Here is a 25,956-nt window from a genome sequence, read left to right on the forward strand (position 1 = left end):
ATGAACAAGATCAAATCGATCCTCGCGCTGGGCGCGCTTATTCTGGTGGCCGGTTGTGCCACGCAGTCCGGGGGCATGTCCGCGCCTTCGGGTAACGCGCCGTCGCAGCCGTCGCAGGCGTCCCCCTCGGGCCCGGCGGGACAGGCGCCGCCGCCCGCCAACAGCGGTAACCCGAGCGTGAATGCGCCGCAGCAGCCACCGCAGCAGCAGCAGAAGAAGACGCCGCCGCAAAACGCATCGCAGATCAGCAGCCCGGCCGTGATGTCGCTGCTGGGGCGCGCCGATACACTGGCCAATGCCGGACATATGGATGCCGCGGCGTCGACGCTGGAGCGCGCACTCGATCTCGCGCCGCGCAATCCGTTCATTTATCAGCGTATGGCCGCGGTGCGACTGGCTCAGGGCGAAAACGGCCAGGCGGAACAGCTGGCGATGAAATCCAACAGCGTGTCCAACAACAACCCCTTCGTGGAGGCCGGCAACTGGCAGCTGATCGCCGAGGCGCGCAAGCAGGCAGGCAACAGCAACGGCGCGCAGAAAGCCCGTGCGCAGGCGGTGAACTTCCGCCAGGCCGCGTCGCAATACCCGCAATGACGGCAGCGGCAGGCGCCGCGCTGTTCCAGGACGACGCCGCGCTGGCCGCTGCGTTGCCCGGTTATCGCCCGCGACCGGGGCAGGCGGAAATGGCCTCGGCCGTGGCGCAGGCCATGGACGGCGGCGGCCGGCTGGTGGTCGAGGCCGGCACCGGCACCGGCAAGACCCTGGCCTATCTGTTGCCGGCGCTCGCTTCCCGCCGCAAGGTGATCGTGTCGACCGCGACCCGCCATCTGCAGACGCAGTTGGCCGAGAAGGATGTGCCCCTGGCACAGACCGTGCTCGGGCGGAGCGTGCATACCGCGGTCCTCAAGGGCCGGTCGAACTACCTCTGCCTGCACCGGCTCGAACTCGCCGAACACAGCGGCGATCTGTATCTGGGGCCGCGACTGCGCCGCGTGCGGGATTGGGCCGGCCGCACGAAAACAGGGGATATCGGCGAATTCGGCGATCCCAGCGACGGCGATGCCCTGTGGCCGCGCATTACGTCGACCACGGATAACTGCCTTGGCACCGACTGCCCGCTCTACGATCAATGCTGGGTCCTGCATGCGCGGCGCGAGGCCCAGGCGGCCGATGTGGTCATCGCCAATCACTACCTGCTGTTCGCGGATATGACGGTACGCGAGGCCGGCTTCGGCGAGGTGTTGCCGGGGGCGGACGCGATCGTGCTCGATGAGGCCCACAAGCTGCCGGATATCGCCGGGCGCTTCTTCGGCCAGGCGGTATCGTCGCGCCAGGTGCGCGACCTGGTGCGCGACGGGCGGGCCGAAATCGAGGCCCTGGGCGGGGACATGCCCGACCTTGTGGCGTGTTTCACAGCCCTCGGCGAAAACGAAAGGGCATTCACCGAAGGGCTGGGCGAGGGTGCGATCACCCAGGGCTGGCGCGAAATCGCGACCGCCGAGCGCGTGGCGGCACGCGATGCCCTGGTCGAATCGCTCGCCACGCTGGAAAGTGAACTGGAGCCCGCGCTCGAACGCAGCGAGGGGCTGAAATCGGTCGCGCGGCGGGTGACCGACCTGCGTGCGCGGTTCGCGACCGTGGTGGCCGAGGACGGCGATCGTGTGAGCTGGATCGAGCGCCGCGGCGCGAGCTGGATCTGGCACAGCACGCCGCTGGATGTCGCCACACCGTTCGCGCGCGCGGTGGAATCCACGCCGAGTGCCTGGATCTTCACCTCGGCCACGCTCTCGGTCAGAGATGAGCTGAGCTATTTCTGTGCCCGGCTCGGATTGTCGAGCGTCGAGACCCGAATCCTGCCCAGCCCGTTCGACTACGAGCACAACGCGCTGCTGTATTCGCCGCAGCGCATGCCGGCGCCCTCGGCGCCGAATTTCGACGATGCCGCCGTGGACGAGATCGTGGCCTTGATCCATGCGGCCGAAGGTGGCGCGTTCGTGCTCTGCACCAGCTACCGGGCCGTGCGCCGCTACGGCGAGGCGCTGGTCGAAGCCGGGTTCGAACCGCTGGTTCAGGGGCAGGCGCCGCGCGCCAGCCTGCTGGCCGATTTTCGCGCCGACTCCAATGCCATTCTGGTGGCGACCAGCAGTTTCTGGGAGGGGGTCGATGTGCGCGGCCATGGCCTGCGGCTCGTGATCATCGACAAGCTGCCGTTCGCCTCGCCCGCCGATCCGGTTCTTGCGGCGCGCTTCGAGGCGATGAAATCGGCCGGGGAGAATCCATTCATGGACTACCAGCTGCCGCAGGCGGTGATCATGCTCAAGCAGGGGGTTGGACGCTTGATCCGCGATGCCGAGGATCGCGGCGTACTCGCGATCTGCGATCCGCGTCTGTTTACCGCGCGCTATGGCTCGGTGATTCGTGCCAGCCTGCCGCCGATGGCGATCACGCGCAGCCGCAGCGCCGCCTGTGCCTTCGTCGATGGGCTGGCGCCGTCCACCATCGAGGCCTCGGTACCGTGAAGATATTAGCGCTGGATGCCTCCACGGCGGCGTTGTCCGCGGCCCTGTTCGACAGCCGCGCGCCGGCCGACGCCCGCGAGATCTTCGAGATCGCGCCGCGCGAACATGCCACGCGCCTGCTGCCCGCGGTGCAGACATTGCTCGACGACGCCGGACTGCGGCTGTGCGATCTCGACGGCATTGCCTTTGCGCGCGGGCCGGGTGCCTTCACGGGGCTGCGGATTGCCGCCGGGCTCGTCCAGGGGCTGGCGAGCGGCGCGGATCTGCCGGTGGTGGGCATATCGACCCTGGCGGCCCTCGCGGCGCGGGTGTTCGCGCAATGGCCGGCGGCCACCCGGGCCCAGGTCGTTCAGGACGCGCGTATGGGCGAAATTTACACCGCCACCTTCGAGCGCGCCGCCATGCCCGAACCCATGGCCGAGGAACGGGTGATGGCACCGCACGACCTGGCGGTGGAGCCGCCGGAGATTGCCTGGCGTGCCGGCAATGGCTGGCCGCTGGTGTTCGCGGCCCAGGCCATTCGCGCGGCTCCGGTTGCCGTCGATGCCCCGCACGCGCTCGACGTGGCGCGCCTGGCCGGGCCCCTGTTTGCGGCCGGCCGGGGCATGGCGGCCGCGAGCGCGCTGCCGGTCTATGTGCGCGACGATGTCGCCCGCAAGCCGGGTGCGGCGAAGGGTTGAGCGCAGGGCGGCACCGAGCAAGCGATAAAACAACACAGGAGATTGCCATGCGTTATCGATTGGGCGATATGGCCCCGGACGTACCGGCCAGCGACGACTATTTCATTGCCGAGAATGCGACGGTCATCGGCCGGGTACGGCTGGCCGAATGTGCCAGCATCTGGTTCAACGCGGTACTGCGCGGCGATCAGGAACTGATCGCCATCGGTGAGGGCAGCAATGTGCAGGACGGCTGTGTGTTGCATACCGACCCCGGGTTTCCGCTGACCGTGGGCGCCGGCGTCACCGTGGGTCACCAGGCGATGCTGCACGGCTGCACCATCGGCGACAACAGCCTGATCGGCATCCAGGCGGTGGTACTCAACGGCGCCACCATCGGCCGCAATTGTCTGATCGGTGCCGGCGCGCTCATCCCCGAGGGCAAGACGATTCCGGATAACAGCCTGGTCATCGGCGCGCCCGGCCGCGTCAAGCGCGAACTCGAAGCCGACGAGATCGAGGCGCTCAGCCACGGCGCGGCGCATTACGTGGACAACTACCGGCGATTCCGGGCCGAGCTGTCCCCGGTCTGCCGCTGACCGCGGGCCCGCAGATCCGGGCTCAGGTGCCGGGTGCGAGGTAGATATCGAAACGGATGGCGCGCCCTCGCACCTGCAGATCGGGCGGTGCGATCGGTGTGGCGCGCGCATGCTGTTTCACCACGACACGCCGCATGGCCTGCCGGCGCGCGATTTCGAGCACCTCCGGGGCATCGTCGTCGGCGCCGGCGAGTTCGGCGAGCCATGCCAGCGCTTTCTGCGGCGCCGACTTGCGCCGCGGGCTGGCGAACATGGGGTCGATGTAAATGGCGTCGAACGCGCCGCCGGGTCGTGCGGCAAGCCACGATCGTGCGTCGGCATAAACCGGCGGCTGCCAGTGCGGCCACCATGCCGGCGCGTGCGGCGATTCGTCGATGCGTTGTGTGGCGTCGGCGATGAGCGCATACAGCGCCGGCTGACGTTCCACGGCGGTCACGTCGCAACCCAGGCCTGCAAGCGTGGCTGCGTCGCGCGCCAGGCCCGCTGTGGCGTCGAGGATGCGCATCGGCGGGTGGCGATGCAGGCCGAATGCGCGCGCCAGCGGCGATCGCCGGCCGCCGGCCTGACGGTCGGCCAGTCCGGCGCTATCGGCGAGGGCGCAGCGCAATCCGCTGCCGGCGGCATCCTTGGCGGATCGCAAGGCCAGTCCGGATTCGTCGCGCGCGAGATAAAAGCCCTGGTCCGGCGCTTGCTGTACCGGGTCCAGCCCGAGATCGGCGGCTCGTCGCCTATCCCGTGGCGCGTGCGCATCGTCGGGCGCGATCAGCCACACGACTAGCGCAGCCGCGACGTATCGAAGACCTGCTGTAGTTTCTGCGCCAGCATGTAATTGCCTTCCACCTTGAGCCGGCCGGTGAGAAAAGCGGTGATGCCCCGCATGCGCCCGGTCATCAGCTTGATCAGATGATCATCGCGTACCTTGAACGTGACGTCCGGCGCGCGGGCGAGGCCCTCATGCGCACTGCAGTGGCCATTTTCGATCGTGATATAGACCGGATGCCGGGTCAGGTACTGGGCGGTAATGGACAGGTCACCGGCTGCGTCGGGCTTGAAACAAAGCGGCAGTCGGGTCAGAAGCTCGCGGGCGTCTTGCATCGGGCCGTAGGGTTGGCTCGTCGAATCAGCCCGCTATGATGCGCGAGCGGCGCCCATTTGCCAACGATGGCCGCGCGAACGCTCGCCCGCGCGGCATGTTGTTGTCGGCGCTTACCCGTCCATGTAATCGACGACTGCCGAGTAACCCGCCTCGGTCAGCAGTATGGCGTTGACCGTGGTTTCGTAGATGCGGCCGGCTGCGCGCAGCTTCTCGATTTCCGCGGCATCCTCCGACGCGCTCAGGTAGTAGAAATCCCGGCCTTCGTCGAAACTCTCCTTGAGTTGTTTGAAGGCGCGGAACGCAGCGCCCTTCGTGCTGCCCCGTTCCTGGTCTATTTCCTTGAGACTCCAGGTTTTTTCCGACTTGGCCATAGATTTCACGAATCCTCGTTGAGTGGCCGCAAAGCTAGCAGTGCCCCGGGGCGGGGTCAACGTGCCGGCGCGGGGGTATGGCCACGGATGCCGCGGGTCGACGATTGCTTTATCTTAGAGTCTGTTGCCGTTTCACATGACGCCGCGCTGGTGACGGCCCGAAACGCTGCGGGCCTTGGCCGGACCGGGCGCGGCAAGCGCGCTGTGGCGCCGCTGCAGAGCGACTGACAGCAGCGGATTGCGCGAGCTTGCATTGACCCGGGTCGATGGCTCGGACGCCTGATCCGGCGGTGCGGGCGCGACTGCAGATTCACAGCAGCCGGCGCACCACGCCAGGTGGGTGCGTCCGCGGGCGGCGTGGCGTGAAATGGGCCCTGGCGGTCATGACCCGATCCGCAACCAAAGGAGAGCATGCGGAATGAAGATAAGTGAGCTGGTGTCGCAGTGGCAGTCGAGCGCGGGCGAGCCGCGTACGGAGCAAAGCTACGACGTGCAGTTGCCGATCTATGATGCGGCCAAGATCGAAGCGCTGGTGGAGATGTTTCCGGGACTGACGCGCGAGCGGGTGATCACCGATCTGCTGGCGTGCGCGCTGGACGAACTCACCAGTTCGTTCTCTTATCAGCCGGGCGAGGATGTCGCCGGTTACGACGATCTCGGTGATCCGATGTATGCCGACGCCGGGCTGACGCCGCGATTCCAGGCGTTGACCAAGGCCTATGCCGACAAGCTCAAGTCCGGCGGCTAGCGTCGCGCCCGCGGCCTGGCGACGGCGACTGGCCGCGGCCCTGGCTCTGGAGATGCCGCCGGGCGAGTGCTTGATGAGGCTCGATGCGCGTCGCGCGCAACATGCCACGCGCCCGGCTGCCGTGCTGATCGGCGTCGAGGCCGCGAGCGAGCCGCGCATTTATTTCACCCAGCGCACCCAGGGGCTGACCCATCACCCCGGCCAGATCAGTTTTCCCGGTGGGCGCATCGATCCCGGCGACTCTGGCCCGGCGGATGCGGCCCTGCGCGAGTGCCACGAGGAGATCGGCCTGATGCGCGAGGCCGTGACGCTGCTCGGCGAGTTACCGTGCTACGCCACGGTGACCGGATTCGAGATCAAGCCGTTTGTCGGCTGGATCGAACCGGGGCAGGTGCTGCAACCGGACGGCGTCGAAATCGAGCGGATATTCGCCGTGCCGCTGGCCTATGCCATGAATGCCGCGCACTACCATAGCCGACGGTGGCGCCGCGACGGCACGGATTACCGAATCTACGCGATCGATTTCGACGGCCACCACATCTGGGGCGCCACCGCCGCCATCCTGATGGGGCTTGCGCAACGGGTGGCCGCCGTCGAGGGTCGGGCTTTTTACGTTGCGTCGGCGGACGAGCTCTGAGGTTCGCGGCTCGCCGGTGCCGCGGCTTTCGGCGCGGCGTCGCCCCCCCCCTTGGCTGCCTTCATCAACGGCTCGATCAGATCCATCGGCAGCGGGAAGACAATCGTCGAGTTGTTCTCGCTCGCGATGTCGACCAGCGTCTGCAGATAGCGCAGCTGCAGGGCCTGCGGCTCGCGCGAGAGTTGTTCGGCGGCGCCGCGCAGGTTCTCGGCCGCCTGCATTTCGCCCTCGGCGTTGATGATCTTGGCGCGGCGCGAGCGCTCGGCCTCGGCCTGGCGGGCGATGGCGCGGGTCATGCTTTCGTCCAGGTCCACCTGCTTGATCTCGACGTTGGCCACCTTGATGCCCCAGGCGTCGGTATGGCGATCCAGAATCGTCTGGATGTCGGCGTTGAGCTTGTCGCGTTCGGCCAGCATGTCGTCCAGCTCGTGCTGGCCGAGCACGCTGCGCAGGGTGGTCTGCGACAACTGGCTGACCGCCATGTAGTAGTTTTCGACCTCGATGATGGCCTTGTCGGCGTCGATGACCCGGAAATAGACCACCGCGTTGACCTGCACCGAGACGTTGTCGCGCGAGATCACGTCCTGGGTCGGCACGTCCATGACGGTCACGCGCATGTCGACCTTGATCATCTTCTGAATCACGGGGATGACGAGGAAGATGCCCGGACCCTTGACCCCGGTCATGCGGCCGAGCGTGAACATCACGCCGCGCTCGTATTCCGGCAGAATCTTGATCGAGGCGAATATGAAGATCGCCAGCAGGACGATCACGGCAATCACGACATTGAAGAACATGGCTAGGATCCTTCCGGCCGTCGGCCGGTCTTGTTCGAATGAGCCGCACTGCGCTGTTCAAGAGGACGCACAAAAACGGTAAGTCCTTGCACGCCGATGACGGTGAGGATTTGGTCGCGTTTGACCGGCGTTTCGCTGATCGCCCGCCAGGATTCGCCGTGTAGCCAGACCCGGCCTTCACGCACGAAGTCGTCGTTCGCCACGCACTCGCGCCCGACCAGGCCTTCGTGGCCGGTTTCGACGTGTGCGCGCCGCGAGCGCGCGAACATGAGCACCATCAGCGCCAGAATGAGCGCCGCGGCGATCGCGATGCCGATGATCACCCCCATCGACACATCATACCCGGCCGCGTTGCTGTCCATGAGCATGATGGAGCCGAACACGAACGCCACGATGCCGCCCAGCCCGAGGGCGCCGAAGCTTGGCACGAACGCCTCGGCCACGAACAACAGCACACCGAGCACGATCAGGGCCGCGCCGCTGTAGCTGACCGGCAGCACGTGAAACGCGAACAGGGCGGCGATCAGGCTGATGCCGCCCACCGTGCCGGGCAGGGTGGCGCCGGGGGCCAGGGCTTCGGCGGCCAGGCCGACGATGCCGACCATGAACAGCAGATAAGCGACGGTCGGGTCGGTGATGATGGCGAGCAGCGAGGTACGCCAGCCGGGCGTGCGCCGCTCGATCGTCAGGCCCTTGGTATGCAGGGTGACATCACCGTCGGCGGTGTGGACGGTACGACCGTCGACCGCCGTGAGCAGCGCCTGCGCGTTATCGGCGATGAGATCGATCACGTGCTTTTTTTCAGCCTGTTGCGCGCTCAGGCTGGCGGCCTCGCGTACGGCCTTTTCCGCCCAGTCGGCGTTGCGGCTACGTCGTTCGGCCAGGCTGCGGATATAGGCCACGGCATCGTTGACCTGCTTGCGGCGCTCGGTGGCGCCGTTGGACAGGTCGGGCGCCGTGGCGCTTTGGGTCTTGTCCTTCGACGATTTGTCGTTGTGTTTCGATCCGCCGTTACCCGCCGGCTTGTCGTTGCCGCCGCCCAACTCGATCGGCGTCGCCGCCCCGAGATTGGTGGCCGGCGCCATCGCCGCGATATTCGTGGCATAGAGGATATATGTGCCGGCACTGGCGGCCCGCGCGCCCGACGGTGCCACATACCCGATCACGGGCACGGGTGAGGCAAGAATGGCTTTCACGATATCCCGCATCGAGGCCGACAGGCCGCCGGGCGTGTCGAGACGCAGAATGATCACGGGCACGTGATCCGCTTCGGCCTGGTGAATCTCGTCGACGACATAATTGCCGATCGCCGGGCCGATGGCGCCGTCGATTGGGATCTCGCGGGCCGTGGATGCTGCGCCGCCCGCGGCGTGGGCCGCGATCAGCGCGAACGCCAGCAGAATCGGCAATAGGGCGATCAGCGGACGGCAGCGGGTTATCGATCGAACGCTCATGTCTGTAATTAACGCAGCGTTCGCGGCAACCGATGCGCGCGGGCTACAGTTTCTCGTACAGGGCGACGAGCTGTTGGGTCACCTTATGGCTCGGCGCGAAGTGGATGAGCGGCACGGATGCATCGTGCGATTCACGCACCTTGACCGAACTGGTGACGTGCGCATCAATGATGGGATGGCCTTCCTCGGTGAGCTCGGCCAGCATGCGCTGCGGCAGCTTGGCGCGCGGCTGGAACTGGTTCACCACGATGCCGTCGATCACCAGCGCCGGGTTGTGGTCGTCCTGGATCTCGTGAATGTTGTCGAACAGGGCATATAGCGCCTGGCGCGCGAAGTCGTCGCAGTCGAACGGCACCAGCACGCGATCGGCCGCGATCAGCGCCGATTGCGAGTAGAAATTCAGCGCCGGCGGGGTGTCGATGTAGATTTCGTCGAAGCCGGACAATGTCTCCAGCGCCTGGCGCAGCTTGTAGATCTTGTGCTTGGCCTCGAGCTTGACGCGAATCCCTTCGAGATCGGGGTGCGCGGCAATGATCGATAGATTCTCAAATGGCGTGTCGGTCACATAATCGGCCAGATTCTCACGGCTGCGGCCGCGTTCCAGCGTGGCCTCGAAGAAATCGGCGCTGCCACATTCGGCCTGGCGGCCATCCGAGGACAATAGATACTGGCTGGCATTGCACTGGGCATCCAGATCGATGACCAGCGTGCGCCGGCCGCGCTCGGCGGCGATCGCAGCGAGATTGGCGAGCACGGTGGTCTTGCCGACCCCGCCTTTCTGGTTGAAAACGACCCGAGTCGTCATGAGCGCTCCCGGCCGAAGGCCGCACCGAATAGGATCTGCGAATGACTCTAGCCGTTCGCCGGGGCCTCGTCGAGCAGAGCCGCAAGGGCGGGCAGGGCACGGCTGGCGGAATCCGCAACGCGGACATCGACAGCATGGGACACACCGGTCGGGCGCGGATTGATCTCGATCACGGGCCGGGCGGATTCAATCGCGGCATCGACCAGCGCTGCCGCCGGATACACGCGGTTGGAGGTGCCGACCACGAGCACCGCATCGGCACGCGCCAGCGCGGATTCGGCGGCCCGCAGGGCCTCGGTGGGCAGCATTTCGCCGAACCAGACCACGTCCGGGCGCATCATGGTGCCGCAGCGACGGCAATACGCCGGGTCTTGTGTGTCGGGCTCGGCGACTTTGTTGTCGACCGTGGCACCGCAGCTACCGCAGCGGTCGCGCCAGATATTGCCGTGCAACTCGGCGATGGCGCGGCTGCCGGCCGCGGCGTGCAGACCATCGACGTTCTGGGTAGCCACGAATACGCGCCGCGACGCGCCCAGTTGCGCAATACCGCGATGGCCGGCGTTCACGCCGCCACGTGCGATCAGCGCACGGCGCCACTGATACCAGCCCCAGACCCGCTCGGGATGCCGGACGAAGGCTTCGGGCGTGGCCAGATCCTCGGGCGCATATGCGGCCCAGAGGCCGGTTTGTGCCTCGCGAAATGTCGGAATGCCCGACTCGGCCGATATGCCGGCGCCCGTGAGCACGAGAATCTCGCGCGCGGCTGCGACCAGCACGGCGGCACGGCGGATGGGCTGCGGGTCGTCATCACTCATGCCGCGATGGTAACGCGACCCGCGCCGCCAGCGAGGTGGGCCGGGAGCGTTCAGCCGTCGTCGGTGGTCGTCGTCTGGCCCGGTTTGGCCGCGAGTCGGCGGGCCTTGGCGGTGGCACGCCGGCGCGGCATCCATTGCACGCGGTACAGGTCGTGGCGGCGATCCAGCATGTTCTGCACCGAGCCCGACGTGCGCGCTTCATGCAACGTATCGAGCCGTACGTCGGCGATCGCCACCTGTTCGGCATTCGCCGTGGTATCGGCGGCGATGCCGTCGCGCGCGAAGGCGAAATCGCAGGGGGTGAAGATGCCGGACTGCGCGTAGTGCATGTCCATCGCGTGGATGCGCGGCAGGTTGCCGGTGTTGCCGGCCGTGGCCACGTAGATCTGGTTTTCCACCGCGCGCGCGTGCGCCGAGTAGCGCACGCGCAGGTAACCGGCCCGGTCCTCGGTCGAGAATGGCACGAACAGGATATTGATGCCCTGATCCGCCAGATGCCGAGACAGTTCGGGAAATTCGCTGTCGTAGCACACAAGCACGCCGATCGGGCCGCAATCGGTCTCGATCGCGTTCAGGCTGTCGCCGCCGACGATGTTCCAGTGTTCGCGCTCGCCGGGCGTGGGGTGGATCTTGGGCTGCATGTATTCCGAGCCATCGCGCAGATAGATGTAGGCGATGTTCTGCAGTTCCTCGCCCACCTGCGTCGGATGCGAACCGGCGATGATGTTGATGTTGCAACGAACGGCCAGGTCGGCCATCAATGCACGGAAATCGTCGCAGAAGTCGGCCAGCCGCCAGATGGCCGCACGTCGGTGCAGGTCCTCGTTCTTGATCGACAGCAGCTGCACCGTGAACAGTTCGGGGAAGACCACGAAATCGGCCTTGGCGTCCGCGGTCTCGCGCACGAAGTAGGTCACGATCTGGGCGAACTCGTCGAACGAGTCGATCGCACGCTGCATGTACTGGACGGTGGCGATGCGCACGCTGTTGCGTGTTTGCAGATGCACATGGGAATCGCCCGGCACATCCTCGCGATACTTGTACTCGGGATTGCGCCAGAGCAGATGGGCGCCGTAACCCATCGAATCCGGATCGTCCGGCAGGTAGTTCGGCATCACGCCGAGCAGTTCGTAGCCCTGGGCGAGCTGGAACGAGAGTACGCGGTCGCGGATGGTCTTGTCGGCCACGGCCTCGACATAAGCCTGGGCACTGCCGAACTGCTTCAACCGGCGCCGCAGGCCCGGGATGCGCCCGGCGAAGACAATGCCCTTGAGCCCGAGCTTGACCGCCAGCGCCTCGCGCTCGCGATACAGCCGGCGCCCGATGCGCAGGCCGCGGGCGTCCGGGTCCACGCACACTTCGTAGCCATACAGATAATCGCCGTCGATATCGTGCGTGGAACCGTAGCCGTTGCCGGTAATCTCGGCCCAGCTGTGATTGCGCATGACCTGCGCTTCCGGCAGGCAGATGGTGGCGCAATAGCCGACCACCTGGTCTTCATAGACCGCGACCAGCTGGCCTTCCGGGAAGTTGTTGATCTGGCCGCGCAGTTCGTCGAACGAGTAATCGTCCATCTTCGGGTACGCACGCTGCACGATCCGGTTGATGGACGGAATGTCGGCCAGGCGGGCCTTGCGAACGATCAGACGGGAACGGCTGTTCTGTGACGCCATGGCGAATCCTCCGGGCGGAGCGGGTCGACGGTCGAACAAGCGGGCAGGCCGGCGGCGGGCATGACGGCCCGCCGCGGCGGATATCAGCCGCCGCGAGACGCTTTCTTGCGCTCGTGTTCCTTGAGCCAGCGCTTGCGCACGCGGATCGAGCCGGGCGTGATCTCGACCAGTTCATCGTCGTTGATGAATTCCAGCGCCTGTTCCAGTGTCATGCGCACCGGCGGCACGAGCTGGATGTTCTCGTCGGTGCCGGCCGCGCGCACGTTGGTGAGCTGCTTGGCCTTCTGTACGTTGACGGTGAGATCGTTCTCGCGCGAATGAATGCCGACGACCATGCCCTCGTAGATTTCGTCGTTCGGGCTGATCATCATCTTGCCGCGGTCCTGCAGGTTGAAGATGGCAAAGCCGACTGCCTTGCCCGGCGCGTTGGCGATCAGCACGCCTTTCTGGCGCTGGCCGATGTCGGTGCCGCCGAGCGCGCCGTAGTGATCGAAGACATGGGTGACGATGCCCGTGCCCGAGGTCAGGCTCATGAACTCGGTCTGGAAGCCGATCAGGCCGCGCGACGGAATCATGAATTCCAGCCGGGTCCGGCCCTTGCCGTCCGGCTCCATGTTCTGCAGCTGGCCGCGCCGCTGCTGGAGATTGTCGATCACCGAGCCCTGGTGCGCGTCCTCGATATCACACATCAGCAGTTCGTAGGGCTCCTGAATCTGGCCGTCGACCTGGCGCGTGACCACTTCCGGACGTGAGACCGACAGTTCATAGCCTTCGCGGCGCATGGTTTCCAGCAGCACCGACAGATGCAGCAGGCCGCGGCCGGAGACCTTGAAGCGATCGGCATCGCCGCCTTGTTCCACGCGCAGCGCCACGTTCGACTTGAGCTCGCGCTCGAGCCGCTCGCGGATCTGGCGCGAGGTCAGGTAGTTGCCTTCCTTGCCGGCCAGCGGTGATTTGTTGACCTCGAAGGTCATGCTCATGGTCGGCTCGTCGACCGTCAGCCGCGGCAGCGATTCCGGCTTGGCCGGATCGCAGAGCGTGTCCGAGATGTCGAGATCGTTCATGCCGGTCAGGGCGACGATATCGCCGGCGCGGGCCTCGTCCACCTCCACGCGGTTCAGCCCCAGGAAACCGAACACGCCCGCCACGCGGGCATTGCGCGTGCCGCCCTCACGGTCGACGATGGTGACGTTGGTGGCTGGTTTGATGGTGCCGCGGGCGATGCGGCCGATGCCGATCTGGCCGACGAAGCTGTTGTAGTCCAGCGTGGTGATCTGCATCTGGAAGGTGCCTTCCAGGTTCACCGGCGGGGCGGGGACGTTCTCGGTGATGGTGCGAAACAGCGCCAGCATGTCGCCGTCGCGCACGGTGTCGTCCATGCCGGCATAACCGCCGAGCGCCGAGGTGTAGATGATCGGGAAATCGAGCTGTTCCTCGGTCGCCCCCAGACTGTCGAACAGATCGAAGGTCTCGTTGAGCACCCAGTCCGGCCGCGCGCCGTCGCGGTCGATCTTGTTGATCACCACGATCGGCTTCAGGCCGAGCTGGAAGGCCTTCTCGGTGACGAAGCGGGTCTGCGGCATCGGGCCGTCCACGGCATCGACCAGCAGCAGGACCGAATCGACCATCGACAGCACGCGCTCGACTTCGCCGCCGAAGTCGGCGTGGCCCGGAGTGTCCACGATGTTGATGTGGTACACCGCGTCGGAATCCGGGTCGCGCCATTCGATCGCCGTGTTCTTCGACGTGATCGTGATGCCGCGTTCCTTTTCCAGATCGTTCGAATCCATGATCCGGTCGGCGACGTCCTCGCGGGCGTCAAACGTGCCCGACTGACGAAGCAGACAGTCCACGAGCGTGGTCTTGCCGTGGTCGACGTGGGCGATGATCGCGATGTTGCGAAGATTATCGATCATGAAAAATGGGCCAGCCGGGATGCGAAAACGCGACATTATCCGGCAATGAAGGCGCTTCGGCTAGCCGAAAGTCGTAAATGATGCAAGAAATTGCCAGGCCTGCGGTCGCTTCATGATGCAAATATGCGACCATTGTCGGATGAGTCAATCGACCGCAACCGCCCGTACCGACTACCTTGAGCGAGGCACGCCCGCGTATCTGCGCGCCAACCTGGCGCTGTTCGCCGCCGGCTTCGCGACGTTCTCGTCGATGTACTCGGTGCAACCGCTGATGCCGGCGTTTTCGCGCGAATTCGGGGTGTCGGCAGCGGTCAGCAGCCTGTCATTGTCGGTGACGACCGGCGTGCTCGCCTTCACGCTGTTTCTGGCCGGGCTCATGTCGGGCGCGATTGAGCGCAAGACGGTGATGGCGGCATCGCTGCTCGGCTCGGCTGCGTTGTCGCTGGTGGCGGCGATCGCGCCGGGCTGGACCACGCTGCTGGTCGCGCGTGCCTTCGAGGGGTTCGCACTCGGCGGCGTGCCCGCGCTCGCCATTGCCTATCTCTCGGAGGAAACCGACCCCGAAGACCTGGGCACCGCCACCGGCCTGTATATCGCCGGCACCGCCTGCGGCGGCATGGGCGGACGCGTGATTGCCGGCCTGCTGGCCGAAGCCTTCGGCTGGCGCGTGGCCATCGCCAGCCTCGGTCTGGTCGGCTTCGCCGCCGCCGCGGTGTTCGTCGCCTTGCTGCCGCGCTCGCGCAATTTCGTGGCCCAGCACGGGCTGACACTGCGCCAGCACGCCGGCCCGGTCGCGTCGCACATGCGCCACAACGCGCTGCCCTGGGTGTTTCTCTGCGGCTTTCTGTTCATGGGCGCTTTCGTGTCGGTCTACAACTATGTCGGCTATCGGCTGTCCGAGCCGCCGTTCTCGCTGGGCCAGGGTGCCATTGGCTCGGTGTTCGTCGTCTACATGGCCGGCATCGTGACCTCGGCCGTTGCCGGCAAGATCGCCGACCGTCACGGGCGCCCGCCGATGCTCATCTTCGCGATCGTGCTGATGGCGCTGGGGCTGGCGTTGATGTGGCCGGATTCGCTGCTGGCGATCATCGCGGGAGTCGGACTGGTGACGATCGGCTTCTTCGCCGGTCACGCGACCGCGAGCGGCTGGGTCGGCCTGCTCGCGCAGCACGGCAAGGGGCATGCGGCCGGGCTGTATCTGCTGGGCTACTATCTCGGATCGAGCGTCGTCGGCTCGCTGGGCGGGCTGTTCTGGAGCGGCTACGGCTGGGCCGGGGTGGCCGCCATGGTGGCGGTGGTTCTTGCGCTGGGTCTGGTCGCGGTCGTCCGCCTTGCCGTTTGGCAGCGCCATGCCGCGTCGATCGCTTGAGGCCTCACAGGCCGAATATCGTCTGATACAGCAGGAAGATGTTCAGCCCGATGATGGCGCCCGCCACGCTCCAGGCGGCGACTGTCGTTGCCCGTCGATTGACCAGGCTCCCCATCAACGCCCGATTCGAACAGAACATCAGCAGTGGGATCAGGGCGAACGGAATACCGAACGACAGCACCACCTGGCTCATGACCAGCGCGGTCGTGGGGTCGACGCCGATGGCGAGAAGGACCAGCGCGGGCGCCATGGTGATCAGCCGGCGCAGATACAGCGGGATCTGGCGATTCAGGTAGCCCTGCATGACGATCTGGCCGCTCATCGTGCCCACCGACGAACTCGAGAACCCGCTGGCGAGCAGGCCGACGCCGAACATGATGGCGGCCAGGGTGCCGGCATGATCGTGCAGGCGGCTGTAGGCCGTCTCCAGCGTCGATACGGTTTCGCCACTGCCGTGAAACAGTCCGGCCGCCATCACCAGCATGGCGCCGTTGATCAGGCCGGCCACTCCCATCGCGATCAGGATATCGACGAATTCGAAGCGGAACAGGCGCCGACGCTCTTCGTCGTTGCGGCCGATCACACGCCGTTGCATGAGGGCCGAATGCAGATAGATCACGTGCGGCATGACCGTGGCGCCGAGAATACCGGCGGCCAGCATCAGACTATTGCTTCCGGCCAGGGTGGGCACGAACAGGCCGGCCAGCAGGGCGCGACCGTCCGGATGGGCGATCCAGACCTCGTAGGCGAAGGAGATGACCACCACGGCGATCAGCGCGGTGATGCCGGCTTCGAGCGGGCGAAAGCCGCGCCGCTGCAGTTCCAGCAGCCCGAACGAGCAAACGCCGGTGATCAGGGCGGCCGGGAACATCGCAATGCCGAACAACAGATTCAGGCCGAGCGCGCCCCCGATGAACTCCGCCAGATCGGTCGCAATGGCAATGAACTCGGCCTGGATCCAAAGCCCGAGGGTGACCAGCGGCGGAAACCGCTCACGCGAGATTTCGGGCAGATTTTTACCGGTCGCGATGCCCAGTTTGGCCGACATCGACTGAATGAGAACAGCCATGACGTTGGAAACCAGCACCACCCAGAGCAGCATGTAGCCGTAGCTCGATCCCGCCTGAATGTTGGTCGCGAAGTTGCCGGGATCGATATAGGCCACGGCCGCGATGAAGGCGGGGCCGAGGAATGGAAGCAAACGCCTGAGCCCGCGCCGGTGACCGTCGAGCGCGGCCTGGGCCGCCCGCGCCGTGGCACCTTCGCCCGGCAGGAAATCATGGTTGATGTGGGTCGAGCTCATTCGGGGCTTCCGAAGCGCCGGCATGCCGCCGCGGCGCTCGTCGCGAGAAAATAGACCGGGGTTCAATCGTGGTCCCGCACTCATAAAATCAGCATAGGCTAAACTTTAAGGCCATGGGCTATGCGGTGCAAGCCCCGCGACATTGCGCGGGCGCGAGGCCGCCCGCGGGCGGCGAGTCAAGCGGTATACTGATTATTGATCGCCCAGGGATCGCCTGCGCGACCGCCACATTCCGGTCGGGTTTGATGGACGGCCCGCGTCGACCACGCCGCGGCCCACGGGGATGCGACGCCCGGCGGTGTCAAACGAACCGGCCACACGCAGCGCGTGCGCGACCGGCATGTGGGCGCCGCGCGAACAACCTGGACACGCGCATCGACGAGACTGGACATCCGGCCCGGTATCGCGGGCCGCAACACGTCAGCGCATTTGCGAACCACCCCATCGACCACGAGAGAGCGTTATGTTTGCACGAACCATCGCGACCGGCCGCCGTATCGCCATCATTTGCGGCGCCGGTCTGGTGCTTGTCACGGCCGCCCAGGCGGCCGGCCTGACCAGCGCCGATACCAATCACGACGGCAAGATCAGCCGAGCCGAGGCCAACGCGGCGCAGGACCGGGCCTTCAACAAGCTGGATACCAACGGCGACGGCCAGGTGGACGCCAAGGAATTCGACGCCGGCCAGCCGGGCCTGCCGGCCGATGCCACCGCCCAGGACAAGAAACGCCGCCACCGGATCATCAGCAGCTGGTTCAAGCATATCGATGCCAATGGAAACGGCGAGATCTCGCGCAGCGAGTATCGCAAGGCGTTGACGCCTTATTTCGATAAGCTCGATACCAACGGCGACGGCTACATCTCTAAAGAGGAACTGCAGCAAGCCTTCGGCAACCGGGGGCAGGGCGGCGGCTCGAACTGACCCGCGACCCCGGTTGCCGGGTTCAGTTGATGGCGTCGAACCGGGTGCGCAGCGCGTCGGCCGCGTGGTCGAGTGCCTGTCTGGCCCGTTCGACGCCGCCGGCAAAGTTGGCAAAGCCGTGGATCAGCCCGGTTTCGCAGCGGCGGATCGTGTTCACGCCGGCCGTTTGCAGCGCTGCGCCGTAGGCTTCGCCTTCGTCGCGCAGCGGATCGAAGCCCGCCGTGATCACGATGGCCGGCGCGACGCCGCCCAGTTCGCCGTGCAGTGGCGAGACCAGCGGGTCGCGCTTGTTACAGTTGGCGGGCAGGTAATGCCCCTCGAACCAATCCATCGAGGATTTTTCGAGCAGGAACCCGCTGCCCAGCCGGGTCTTGGAGGGTTTGTCCTCGGCGAAGTCGACCGCCGGGTAGAGCAGCAGCTGAGCGGCCGGTGCGGCGATGTCATGTCGGGTTTGCTGTGCCACCACGGCCGCCAGGTTGCCGCCGGCGCTATCGCCCGCCACCGCGATTCGGTGCGCATCGATGCCCAGATCGTCGGCGCGCGCCGCGATATCGCGGAAGGCCGCAATGGCATCGCGCGCGGCGGCCGGCGCCGCATGTTCGGGCGCGCGCCGATAGTCGATCGCGATCAGCGTCGCCTGGGCCCGGTCGGCCAGGGCGCGGCAGATACCGTCATGCGAGTCGAGGTCACCCAGCACGAAGCCGCCGCCGTGGTAGAACACGATGGCGGCCCCATCGGCGCTTTCGGGGCGATAACAACGCGCTGCGAGCGCACCGTTATCACCGGCGACGACCCACTCGTGTACCGCGAGCGGGTTGTGCGCCCGCGGCGCCAAGGTACTCGATTGCGCCCGCATTTGTCGCCGCTCGGTTGCCACATCCGAGCCACCGAGTTTGGCGCCGCGCAGGCGCATGATCTTCAGCAACAACTGACACTGCACATCAAGCGCATGGCCGTCGCGCACGATCGGTTTGCCGGCCATGAGCCGGAGCAGGGCGGCCGGCAGGCCGAGCATACCGCGCGCCGCACCGGCTTCGAAGGACTTGCTCAGGGGTGCCATGCGCGACTCCTGTTCGTCAATTAAACCAGAGGGCCACTCTACGCACTGCGGCCATTTGAGGCGATGCCCAGCCGTTCGGGGCGGGCGACCGGGCCGCAAGCCTGTGGTGCGACCCCAGCCGTTGTGGGCCCGTCAGCGCCGGAAACCACAGTCCTGGGTGAACCATACGATGTCGAGGTCCGCCAGCGGCTTGCGCAGCTTGTCGAGTTCGGCCGCCGGGCCGTGCATTTCCATGCGGGTGACGGTCGCGACCTGCTGGGCGCGGGCGAACAGCTCGCCGACATTGTCCAGATGGGCAAGAAAGGCATCGCCGTCGGCATAGCCTTCACGGCACAGTGCCTGGTGGTCGTTGTAGCAGAACCCGTAGTAGAGACAACCGGGCTCATTGCCGGTGGCAGCGACGAACTCGTCCACCAGGGCGCGAAATTCATCCATCCGTTCGGGCGGGATTTCGAAATAAGGTGAGAAGGAGACGCCGGTATCGCGCAGTGCAGCCATGACAGGCCCCGTTGATGATCGGATATCCACTGTATAACCGGCCGGGCGTCAGTGCCATGGGCGAGGTCAATCGGCGCGGGTGTCGTCCCATCCGTAACGGGCCAGATCAATGCGTCCGTCGACGAAGATAACGCCTTCCTCGATCAGCCGTCGGCGCTGGGTCAGTGCCGCGGTGCTGTCCGCGGGCAGGGAAATGCGGCCCTGGGCGTTGATGACGCGATGCCAGGGCAAACCCGGCGGACAACGGTGCAGGGCATAGCCGATCTGGCGTGCCGCGCGCGGACGGCCGACCCGGCGCGCGATCTGGCCATAAGTGGCGACGCGGCCGGGCGGAATCCGGCGTACGACCGCGAAGATAGGTCCATGAGACAAGGGCGATGACATGGCAGGATGATGCCAGAACACGACATCCCTGGGCTGAAGGGGCCCTTTTGCGTTATGAAGTATCTCACCTTGCCCTGTGGCGAGACGGTGCCGGCCCTGGGCCAGGGCACCTGGTATCTCGGCGACGATCCGAACACGCGCCGGTCTGAAATCGAAGCGCTGCACACCGGTATCGAGCGCGGTCTGTCGCTGATCGACACCGCGGAAATGTACGGCGACGGACGCGCCGAGCGGCTGGTGGGCGAGGCGCTGGTCGGGCGGCGCGACGCGGTGTTCCTGATGAGCAAGGTACTGCCGTCGAACGCCGGTTTCGATGCCGCCATCGCAGCCTGTGAAGCCAGTCTGAAACGTCTGAGGACCGACCGCCTCGACCTGTACCTGCTGCACTGGCCGGGCGCGACCCCGTACGCAGAGACCGTTCGCGCCTTCGAGCGGTTGCAGGCTGATGGCAAGATTCGCCATTACGGCGTCAGCAACCTCGACCTCGACGCGACGCAGGCCTTCAGTCATGCCGGCGGCCACGAAATGCAGGTCAACCAGCTGCTGTTCAATCTCAATCAACGCGGCATCGAGTGGGCGTTGTTGCCCTGGCTGCAAAAAGCCGGAATCGTGACGATGGCTTATTCTCCGTTCGATGGCGGCGCCCTGATGGACAGCCCGGCATTGCAACGATTTGCCCGGTCGCGCGAGATGACCGAGGGCCAGGCCGCGCTCGCGTGGCTGCTCCATCAGAGCGAGGTGATGCCGATTCCGAAGTCGGCGCATGCGGCGCGCGTCGCGGAGAATGCGGCGGCTGTCGATATCGCCCTGAGCGCGGACGATCTCGCCGAGCTGGATGATCTGTTTCCGCCGCCGGCCGGACCGGCGCCGCTGCAGATTTATTGAATGCCAATGCCAGCGCGCAGGGTCGGCCGCAGTCATCATGCTGCGGTCGCGCCCTGTCGCGCCGGATAGCGCGCTTATGTGTGGACGTAAACGCCTAGATTTCCACCCGTAGCCCGAATTCGATCACGCGATCGGGGGGCACGCGGTAGTAGGAGGTCGGCTGAATGGCGTTGCGCGACATGAAAGCGAACAGTTTTTCGCGCCAGAGCATCATGCCGGGCACTTCGTCGGTGGGAATGATGGTCGCGCGCCCGATGTAGTAAGTCGCCTTGTCGGTATCGAAATCCAGGCCGAAGCGTTCGCACAGCCGGACCGCGACCGGCACGTTCGGATTCTGCATGAAACCGTAGCGCGCGAAAACGCGGTAGACGCCTTCGCCGAGATCGTCGATTTCGAGCCGGTCGGCCGCGGGGATGCGCGGCACGTCCTCGGTTCGCACGGTGAGCAGCAGCACATGCTCGTGCAATACCTGGTTGTGCTCCAGGTGATGCAGCAGCATCGGCGGCGTGCCGGCATCGCTGCCGGTCAGAAATATCGCCGTGCCCTTGACGCGCACGGTGTCGTCGGTGGCGAGATCCCGGATGAATTCGTCGAGCGGGACCGGTTCGTCCTCTACCAGGCGTTGGCGCAGCAGTTCGCGCCCGCGGCGCCAGGTCGACATCAGGGTATAGACCAGAACCGCAGTGGCCACCGGGAACCAGCCACCATGCGGGATCTTGAGGATATTCGCGCCGAAGAACGGCAAATCGACGGCGAGGAAACCCAGGGTGAGCGGCAGGGCGATCCACAGCGGCCATTTCCAGCGCTCGCGCATGATGAAGAATGCCAGACAGGTGGTAATGGTCATCGCGAACGAGATGCCCACGCCGTAGGCCCAGGCGAGGTTGGTCGAGGTGCGGAAGCCGAGCACGAGCCCGATGGTCGCGAGCATGAGCAGCCAGTTCAGCGTCGGCACGTAGATCTGGCCGTATTCCTCGGATGAGGTCTGGAACAGCCGCATCGGCGGCAGCTGACCGAGCTGCACCGCTTGACGTGTGAGCGAGAAAGCGCCCGAGATCACGGCCTGCGAGGCGATCACCGTCGCGGCTGTGGCGAGCACCACCAGCGGATACAGCGCCCAGCCCGGTGCCAGTTCGTAGAAGGGTTGGTTCGCCGAGGCGCCGTGCGCGTGGATCAGCATCGCGCCCTGGCCGTAGTAGTTCAGCAGCAGCGCCGGCAGGACCAGGCCGAACCAGGCGATCTGGATCGGGCGGCGGCCGAAATGGCCCATGTCGGCATACATGGCTTCACCGCCGGTTACCACCAGGAATACCGCGCCGAGTACCACGAAACCGGTGCCGTGATTGCGAACGAAGAAGGCCAGCGCATGCAGCGGGTCGATCGCCGCCAGCACACTCGGTTCGTGCAGGATGCCGTACACGCCCAGCGTGCCCAGGGTGAGGAACCAGAGGATCATCACCGGACCGAAGAACCGGCCGACGGTTGCCGTGCCGCGGCTCTGGATCGAAAACAGCGCGATCAGGATCACGATCGTGATCGGAATCACGTACGGCTTGAAGATCGAGGTGGCGACGTTCAGGCCCTCGACAGCACTCGAGACCGAAATGGCCGGCGTGAGCATGAAGCTGCCATAGAGCAGGGCGCTGCCGAACACGCCGAGCTTGAGCAGAACAGCCGAGTGCCGCCCGGCGTCGCGACGCCACGGGTTGAGCAGGGCGACCAGGGCGAGCATGCCGCCTTCGCCGTTGTTGTTCGCCCGGGTGACGAACATCATGTATTTGGTCGACACGACCAGAATGAGCGCCCAGAAGATCAGCGACAGTATGCCGATGACGTTGGCGTTGGTCGGCGCCAGGTGGCTCGAACCCTTGAAGCATTCCCGCAGCGCGTACAGCGGGCTGGTGCCGATATCGCCATAGGATACGCCGAGCGCGCCGAGCGACAGGGTCAGCAGGCGCCCCGGGCCGATCGGGGTCTCTTTCTTCTCGCCGCTCTCGGCCTGTTCTTCGGGCGAATGCGCCTGAGCGATCTGCTCCTGTTCGCTTTTTCCGGATGCGTTTTCTCCGTTGTTTTCGTCGGCGGACGCATGCTCGGCGTCGTTGTCGCGTTTTTCGTCCGGATCGGATCGATCATTCGTCATGCGGCGGCATCCTTGAAGCGAATCGGGCGGCGTCTCGGTCGCCTGTCATAATCGTGGTTACGCTCACGATACTATCGGATGGATGGTGGCGAGGAGCGTCGCATGAATACGCGGCAGGCCGTTGCATCGGCGGCTGAAGGCGCATGTCTGTGCCGGCGAATGGGTGATCAATGAAAATCGCGTGATCGTGTGTCGAGCGCGCCGAGCCGTGCGGTGTCGTCGACGATCTCGTGTGCCAGGCAATGTCGCACCGCGCCGGCACGCTGCATCACGCCGGTCACCCGCAGCATACGGGCGGATAGCACCGCGATGCGGTATTGCGCCAGCACGTCGCGGCGGATGATGACGTTCACGCAACCGCTTTCGTCCTCGAGGGTGACGAAGGTCACGCCCCTGGCGCTGCCGGGGCGCTGGCGCATGGTCACGATGCCGGCCACATGGGCGCGCGCCTGGTGTGTCAGGCGATTGAAGGCCACGGCCGTGATTGTGCCCGTGCGCGCCAGGCCGGGGCGCAGCAGCGCCATGGGATGACGGCGCAGCGTCAGTCCGGTGCTGTGATAATCGGCCACGATGTTCGCGGCCTCGCTCGGCTCGGGGAGTGCAATCCCGGGTTCGGGGGCGTCGATACCCGCGAACAGGTCGTCGTGCACTCGCGCGGCCGCGATCTGCCACTGTGCTCGATGCCGATGGCCGGCCAGGCCCGTCAGCGCGTCGGCACGCGCGAGGGCATCGCGGGCGCGCCGGTTCAGCCGGGCGCGTGTCACCAGATCCGCCACATTGTCGAAAGCCTGCCGCGTGCGCGCCGTCACGATTCGGTCCGCGGCGTCGGGGGCCAGCCCCTTGATCATCCGCAGGCCGAGACGCAGCGCTGGACGGTCGTTGCAACCCGCGGCTTCGCCCGGCGCGCCTTCCAGCGTGCAATCGCCCTGTGAATAGCGGACATCGGCAGCCCGGACCGCCACCCCGTGCCGGCGGGCATCGCGCACGATCTGGGACGGTGCATAGAACCCCATCGGCTGGCTGTTGAGCAGTGCCGCTGCGAACGCGGCCGGATAATGGCACTTCAGATAGGCCGACACATAAACCAGCAGGGCGAAGCTCACCGCATGCGATTCGGGGAAGCCATAACTGCCGAACCCCTTGATTTGTTCAAAGATTCGGTCGGCGAATTCTTCCGCATACCCATTCCTTCGCATGCCGGACTTGAGCCGGTCTCGCCAGGGCTCCAGGCCGCCTGCCCGTTTCCAGGCCGCCATCGATTTGCGCAGTCCGTTGGCTTCGTCACCGCTGAAATCGGCGGCGACCATGGCGATTTTCATGACCTGCTCCTGAAAGATCGGCACGCCCAGGGTGCGTTCGAGCACGCCGCGCAAGGCTTCGTTGGGGTAGGTGATGCGGCCCGGATGCTCACGCGCCTTGAGATAGGGATGCACCATGCCGCCCTGGATCGGGCCGGGCCGCACGATGGCCACCTCCACCACCAGATCGAAGAAACACCTGGGCTTCAGGCGCGGCAGCATGGTCATCTGCGCGCGTGATTCGATCTGGAAGACACCGACGGTATCGGCGCGCTGAATCATTCGGTACGTGTCGGGATCGCCGCCGGGGAGGCTGGACATCGAGCCGAGATGGCCGGTGTAGCCGGCAATCAGATCGAAGCAGCGCCGGATACAGGTCAACATGCCGAGCGCCAGGACATCGATCTTCATCAGGCCGACGGTTTCCAGGTCGTCCTTGTCCCACTGGATGATCGTGCGATCGACCATGGCCGCATTCTCGACCGGCACCAGTTCTTCCAGTGGGCATTGGCTGAGCACGAAGCCGCCCACGTGTTGTGACAGATGGCGCGGAAAGCCGATCAGCGTGTCGACCAGCACCAGAATCTGATGCAGCAAGCGCGCGTCGATGCGTACGCCGCGCGCTGCCAGTTGTTCATCCAGCGTGCCGTCATCGGCCCGGCGTGACAGTTCGCCGGCCAGCGTGTCGATCTGATCGGCGGACAAACCCATGGCGCGCGCCACATCGCGCATGGCACTGCGCGGCCGATAACGGATCACGGTGGCGGCCAGGGCGGCCCGCGATCGTCCGTACTTGTTGTAGATGTACTGGATGATTTCCTCGCGGCGTTCGTGCTCGAAGTCCACATCGATATCGGGCGGCTCGTTGCGGTCGCGCGAAATGAAGCGCTCGAACAGGAGTTCGTGCCGGGTCGGGTCGACTTCCGTGATGCCCAGGCAGAAGCAGACCACCGAGTTGGCCGCCGAGCCGCGTCCCTGGCACAGAATCCCGCGTCGCCGTGCTTCGACCACGATGTCGCGGACGGTCAGGAAATAGTGCGGGTAATCCATGAACTCGATGATTTCGAGTTCCTCATCGATCTTTTTTCTAACCGCATCGGAAACCCCGTCAGGCCAGCGACTTGCGGCCCCTTTCTCCACCAGAACTTTCAAGAAGCTACTTGAAGTATGGGCAGCCGGAACGAGTTCGCCCGGGTAGTCATAACGAATGGTGCGCAGGTCGAAACGGCAATCGTCGGCGATGCGGCGGGTCTCGGCCAGGGCGTCGGGCGGATACAACGCGGCCAGCGTGCGACGCGGTCGCAGATAACGTTCGCCGTTGGCCGCCAGGGCATGACCGGCCCCGGCAACACGGGTGCCCAGACGCAACGCCGTCAAGACGTCTTGCAGGGCCCGGCGCGAACGGCTGTGCATATGCACATCGCCGACTGCCACGATTGGCAGCCCGTATTGCAAACGCAGGCGATTCAGGCGTTCCACGTGGAGGAGATCATGCGGGCCGCGGTGCCGGGCCAGAGCGATCCGGGCAGTGCGCGGATAATGCACGCTCAACCAGGCCAGAAATTCGTGCAGGGCCGGGCCGGGTGGCCGGCCGTGGTCCGGCAACGCGAGCAGCCAGCAGGCATCGAGTTCGAGCCTATCCAGGTCGGCGCGTGTCAGGCGGTAGCGGCCCTTGTCGGCATTCCGGCGCGCGCGCGTGATCAGGCGGCAAAGCTGGGTGTAGCCACGGTGGTCTCGCGCCAGAACCACCAGCGTCGGGCCTTCAGCCAGCGCCAGGCGGCTGCCGAGGATGAGCCGAAGCCCCACGCGCTCGGATGCGAGCAGTGCCCGCACGGCGCCCGCGAGGCTGCATTCATCGGTGATGGCCAGAGCGCTGTAACCAAGATATGCCGCACGCTCGAATAATTCCTCGGGGTGGGAGGCGCCACGATGAAATGAAAAATTGCTGACACAACAAAGCTCTGAATAATCCATTTCAAGTGCGTTAAAGTGATTTCTCATGTTATGT

General features: G+C 65.7%; 24 protein-coding genes. 9 read left to right on the forward strand and 15 right to left on the reverse strand.

The features are described 5' to 3' along the window. Genes ACS8YF_RS01375 through ACS8YF_RS01390 form a run of 4 tightly spaced genes read left to right on the forward strand, consistent with a single transcriptional unit; the run spans position 1 to position 3,777 of the window. Positions 1 to 594, forward strand: a complete 594-nt coding sequence (locus ACS8YF_RS01375; protein ID WP_440848426.1) for a tetratricopeptide repeat protein — start codon at positions 1 to 3, stop codon at positions 592 to 594. Then, the gene (locus tag ACS8YF_RS01380; protein ID WP_440848427.1) at positions 591 to 2,519 is read left to right on the forward strand and encodes an ATP-dependent DNA helicase; all 1,929 of its coding nucleotides are present in this window, start codon (positions 591 to 593) and stop codon (positions 2,517 to 2,519) included. The genes ACS8YF_RS01375 and ACS8YF_RS01380 overlap by 4 nt, the downstream gene beginning before the upstream one ends. After that, positions 2,516 to 3,199 (forward strand): tRNA (adenosine(37)-N6)-threonylcarbamoyltransferase complex dimerization subunit type 1 TsaB, encoded by a 684-nt coding sequence (tsaB, locus tag ACS8YF_RS01385; protein ID WP_440848428.1) that lies wholly within the window; start codon positions 2,516 to 2,518, stop codon positions 3,197 to 3,199. The genes ACS8YF_RS01380 and tsaB overlap by 4 nt, the downstream gene beginning before the upstream one ends. 47 nt (positions 3,200 to 3,246) lie before the next feature. After that, positions 3,247 to 3,777, forward strand: a complete 531-nt coding sequence (locus ACS8YF_RS01390; RefSeq protein WP_440848429.1) for a gamma carbonic anhydrase family protein — start codon at positions 3,247 to 3,249, stop codon at positions 3,775 to 3,777. Between the two features lie 22 nt (positions 3,778 to 3,799). On the opposite strand, the gene ACS8YF_RS01395 is transcribed toward ACS8YF_RS01390, so the two are convergent. The 3 genes from ACS8YF_RS01395 to ACS8YF_RS01405 all read right to left on the reverse strand — a co-directional run bounded on the left by ACS8YF_RS01395 (position 3,800) and on the right by ACS8YF_RS01405 (position 5,253). Further along, positions 3,800 to 4,549 carry a class I SAM-dependent methyltransferase gene (locus ACS8YF_RS01395; RefSeq protein ID WP_440848430.1) on the reverse strand — a complete coding sequence of 250 codons (750 nt, stop codon included), beginning with the start codon at positions 4,547 to 4,549 and terminating at the stop codon, positions 3,800 to 3,802. Positions 4,550 to 4,551: 2 nt separating this feature from the next. After that, the gene (locus ACS8YF_RS01400) at positions 4,552 to 4,872 is read right to left on the reverse strand and encodes an SCP2 sterol-binding domain-containing protein (protein WP_440848431.1); all 321 of its coding nucleotides are present in this window, start codon (positions 4,870 to 4,872) and stop codon (positions 4,552 to 4,554) included. Between the two features lie 111 nt (positions 4,873 to 4,983). Next, a complete protein-coding gene (locus ACS8YF_RS01405; RefSeq protein ID WP_440848432.1) occupies positions 4,984 to 5,253 on the reverse strand; it encodes a hypothetical protein in 270 nt (89 codons plus the stop codon). A gap of 409 nt (positions 5,254 to 5,662) precedes the next feature. Here ACS8YF_RS01405 and ACS8YF_RS01410 point away from each other — a divergent pair, with 409 nt between their 5' ends. Both ACS8YF_RS01410 and ACS8YF_RS01415 read left to right on the forward strand, forming a co-directional pair. After that, positions 5,663 to 5,992: a type 1 pili tip component gene (locus ACS8YF_RS01410; RefSeq protein ID WP_440848433.1), complete on the forward strand. Its 330-nt coding sequence runs from the start codon at positions 5,663 to 5,665 to the stop codon at positions 5,990 to 5,992. 73 nt (positions 5,993 to 6,065) lie between these two features. Continuing rightward, positions 6,066 to 6,629: a CoA pyrophosphatase gene (locus ACS8YF_RS01415; RefSeq protein WP_440848434.1), complete on the forward strand. Its 564-nt coding sequence runs from the start codon at positions 6,066 to 6,068 to the stop codon at positions 6,627 to 6,629. Here the strand turns inward: ACS8YF_RS01415 and ACS8YF_RS01420 are convergent. The 6 genes from ACS8YF_RS01420 to typA all read right to left on the reverse strand — a co-directional run bounded on the left by ACS8YF_RS01420 (position 6,602) and on the right by typA (position 14,089). Beyond that, complete coding sequence (locus tag ACS8YF_RS01420; RefSeq protein WP_440848435.1) at positions 6,602 to 7,426, reverse strand: slipin family protein; 825 nt, start codon at positions 7,424 to 7,426, stop codon at positions 6,602 to 6,604. The genes ACS8YF_RS01415 and ACS8YF_RS01420 overlap by 28 nt on opposite strands. Positions 7,427 to 7,428: 2 nt before the next feature. After that, positions 7,429 to 8,880 (reverse strand): NfeD family protein, encoded by a 1,452-nt coding sequence (locus ACS8YF_RS01425; protein WP_440848436.1) that lies wholly within the window; start codon positions 8,878 to 8,880, stop codon positions 7,429 to 7,431. A 43-nt stretch (positions 8,881 to 8,923) separates the two neighbouring features. Next, positions 8,924 to 9,685, reverse strand: a complete 762-nt coding sequence (locus tag ACS8YF_RS01430) for a ParA family protein (RefSeq protein ID WP_440848437.1) — start codon at positions 9,683 to 9,685, stop codon at positions 8,924 to 8,926. 47 nt (positions 9,686 to 9,732) lie between these two features. Further along, on the reverse strand, positions 9,733 to 10,500 hold the full coding sequence (locus tag ACS8YF_RS01435) for an SIR2 family NAD-dependent protein deacylase (protein WP_440848438.1): 768 nt from the start codon (positions 10,498 to 10,500) through the stop codon (positions 9,733 to 9,735). Positions 10,501 to 10,550: 50 nt separating this feature from the next. After that, the gene (locus tag ACS8YF_RS01440; RefSeq protein WP_440848439.1) at positions 10,551 to 12,173 is read right to left on the reverse strand and encodes a GNAT family N-acetyltransferase; all 1,623 of its coding nucleotides are present in this window, start codon (positions 12,171 to 12,173) and stop codon (positions 10,551 to 10,553) included. A gap of 83 nt (positions 12,174 to 12,256) precedes the next feature. Beyond that, entirely contained in the window at positions 12,257 to 14,089 is a 1,833-nt protein-coding gene (gene typA, locus ACS8YF_RS01445) for a translational GTPase TypA (protein WP_440848440.1), read from the reverse strand. A 139-nt stretch (positions 14,090 to 14,228) separates the two neighbouring features. On the opposite strand from typA, the gene ACS8YF_RS01450 reads away from it, so the two are divergent. Next, on the forward strand, positions 14,229 to 15,458 hold the full coding sequence (locus ACS8YF_RS01450; protein ID WP_440848441.1) for an MFS transporter: 1,230 nt from the start codon (positions 14,229 to 14,231) through the stop codon (positions 15,456 to 15,458). Positions 15,459 to 15,462: 4 nt separating this feature from the next. Here the strand turns inward: ACS8YF_RS01450 and ACS8YF_RS01455 are convergent, their stop codons facing one another. Continuing rightward, positions 15,463 to 16,761: an Nramp family divalent metal transporter gene (locus ACS8YF_RS01455; RefSeq protein WP_440848442.1), complete on the reverse strand. Its 1,299-nt coding sequence runs from the start codon at positions 16,759 to 16,761 to the stop codon at positions 15,463 to 15,465. A gap of 463 nt (positions 16,762 to 17,224) precedes the next feature. Between ACS8YF_RS01455 and ACS8YF_RS01460 the strand changes: the two genes are divergently transcribed. Next, positions 17,225 to 17,683 (forward strand): EF-hand domain-containing protein, encoded by a 459-nt coding sequence (locus ACS8YF_RS01460; RefSeq protein WP_440848443.1) that lies wholly within the window; start codon positions 17,225 to 17,227, stop codon positions 17,681 to 17,683. Between the two features lie 22 nt (positions 17,684 to 17,705). Here ACS8YF_RS01460 and ACS8YF_RS01465 read toward each other — a convergent pair whose 3' ends face one another. From ACS8YF_RS01465 to ACS8YF_RS01475, 3 genes are all read right to left on the reverse strand, one after another. Further along, complete coding sequence (locus ACS8YF_RS01465) at positions 17,706 to 18,743, reverse strand: alpha/beta hydrolase (RefSeq protein WP_440848444.1); 1,038 nt, start codon at positions 18,741 to 18,743, stop codon at positions 17,706 to 17,708. Positions 18,744 to 18,875: 132 nt separating this feature from the next. Next, entirely contained in the window at positions 18,876 to 19,241 is a 366-nt protein-coding gene (locus ACS8YF_RS01470) for a putative quinol monooxygenase (RefSeq protein WP_440848445.1), read from the reverse strand. A 66-nt stretch (positions 19,242 to 19,307) separates the two neighbouring features. Beyond that, complete coding sequence (locus ACS8YF_RS01475; RefSeq protein WP_440848446.1) at positions 19,308 to 19,625, reverse strand: MGMT family protein; 318 nt, start codon at positions 19,623 to 19,625, stop codon at positions 19,308 to 19,310. Between the two features lie 54 nt (positions 19,626 to 19,679). Between ACS8YF_RS01475 and ACS8YF_RS01480 the strand changes: the two genes are divergently transcribed. Further along, positions 19,680 to 20,510, forward strand: a complete 831-nt coding sequence (locus ACS8YF_RS01480; protein WP_440848447.1) for an aldo/keto reductase — start codon at positions 19,680 to 19,682, stop codon at positions 20,508 to 20,510. Between the two features lie 94 nt (positions 20,511 to 20,604). On the opposite strand, the gene ACS8YF_RS01485 is transcribed toward ACS8YF_RS01480, so the two are convergent. Both ACS8YF_RS01485 and ACS8YF_RS01490 read right to left on the reverse strand, forming a co-directional pair. Next, positions 20,605 to 22,650 (reverse strand): potassium transporter Kup, encoded by a 2,046-nt coding sequence (locus ACS8YF_RS01485; protein ID WP_440848448.1) that lies wholly within the window; start codon positions 22,648 to 22,650, stop codon positions 20,605 to 20,607. Positions 22,651 to 22,817: 167 nt separating this feature from the next. Then, positions 22,818 to 25,949, reverse strand: coding sequence for an error-prone DNA polymerase (locus ACS8YF_RS01490; protein ID WP_440848449.1), 3,132 nt, complete (start codon positions 25,947 to 25,949; stop codon positions 22,818 to 22,820). Between the last annotated feature and the right edge of the window lie 7 nt (positions 25,950 to 25,956).

Source organism: Salinisphaera sp. SWV1, from assembly GCF_052044155.1.
Taxonomy (GTDB): Bacteria; Pseudomonadota; Gammaproteobacteria; order Nevskiales; family Salinisphaeraceae; genus Salinisphaera.

Bases quoted from the DNA above. Each gene is read 5' to 3' on its own strand.
- ACS8YF_RS01460 (WP_440848443.1), top strand. From the start codon at position 17,225: ATGTTTGCACGAACCATCGCGACCGGCCGCCGTATCGCCATCATTTGC.
- ACS8YF_RS01380 (WP_440848427.1), top strand. From the start codon at position 591: ATGACGGCAGCGGCAGGCGCCGCGCTGTTCCAGGACGACGCCGCGCTG.
- ACS8YF_RS01375 (WP_440848426.1), top strand. From the start codon at position 1: ATGAACAAGATCAAATCGATCCTCGCGCTGGGCGCGCTTATTCTGGTG.
- ACS8YF_RS01440 (WP_440848439.1), bottom strand. From the start codon at position 12,173: ATGGCGTCACAGAACAGCCGTTCCCGTCTGATCGTTCGCAAGGCCCGC.
- ACS8YF_RS01400 (WP_440848431.1), bottom strand. From the start codon at position 4,872: ATGCAAGACGCCCGCGAGCTTCTGACCCGACTGCCGCTTTGTTTCAAG.
- ACS8YF_RS01480 (WP_440848447.1), top strand. From the start codon at position 19,680: ATGAAGTATCTCACCTTGCCCTGTGGCGAGACGGTGCCGGCCCTGGGC.
- ACS8YF_RS01465 (WP_440848444.1), bottom strand. From the start codon at position 18,743: ATGGCACCCCTGAGCAAGTCCTTCGAAGCCGGTGCGGCGCGCGGTATG.
- ACS8YF_RS01450 (WP_440848441.1), top strand. From the start codon at position 14,229: ATGAGTCAATCGACCGCAACCGCCCGTACCGACTACCTTGAGCGAGGC.
- ACS8YF_RS01420 (WP_440848435.1), bottom strand. From the start codon at position 7,426: ATGTTCTTCAATGTCGTGATTGCCGTGATCGTCCTGCTGGCGATCTTC.
- typA (WP_440848440.1), bottom strand. From the start codon at position 14,089: ATGATCGATAATCTTCGCAACATCGCGATCATCGCCCACGTCGACCAC.
- ACS8YF_RS01435 (WP_440848438.1), bottom strand. From the start codon at position 10,500: ATGAGTGATGACGACCCGCAGCCCATCCGCCGTGCCGCCGTGCTGGTC.
- ACS8YF_RS01390 (WP_440848429.1), top strand. From the start codon at position 3,247: ATGCGTTATCGATTGGGCGATATGGCCCCGGACGTACCGGCCAGCGAC.
- ACS8YF_RS01430 (WP_440848437.1), bottom strand. From the start codon at position 9,685: ATGACGACTCGGGTCGTTTTCAACCAGAAAGGCGGGGTCGGCAAGACC.
- ACS8YF_RS01490 (WP_440848449.1), bottom strand. From the start codon at position 25,949: ATGAGAAATCACTTTAACGCACTTGAAATGGATTATTCAGAGCTTTGT.
- ACS8YF_RS01470 (WP_440848445.1), bottom strand. From the start codon at position 19,241: ATGGCTGCACTGCGCGATACCGGCGTCTCCTTCTCACCTTATTTCGAA.
- ACS8YF_RS01415 (WP_440848434.1), top strand. From the start codon at position 6,066: ATGAGGCTCGATGCGCGTCGCGCGCAACATGCCACGCGCCCGGCTGCC.
- ACS8YF_RS01410 (WP_440848433.1), top strand. From the start codon at position 5,663: ATGAAGATAAGTGAGCTGGTGTCGCAGTGGCAGTCGAGCGCGGGCGAG.
- ACS8YF_RS01485 (WP_440848448.1), bottom strand. From the start codon at position 22,650: ATGACGAATGATCGATCCGATCCGGACGAAAAACGCGACAACGACGCC.
- ACS8YF_RS01475 (WP_440848446.1), bottom strand. From the start codon at position 19,625: ATGTCATCGCCCTTGTCTCATGGACCTATCTTCGCGGTCGTACGCCGG.
- ACS8YF_RS01455 (WP_440848442.1), bottom strand. From the start codon at position 16,761: ATGAGCTCGACCCACATCAACCATGATTTCCTGCCGGGCGAAGGTGCC.
- ACS8YF_RS01425 (WP_440848436.1), bottom strand. From the start codon at position 8,880: ATGAGCGTTCGATCGATAACCCGCTGCCGTCCGCTGATCGCCCTATTG.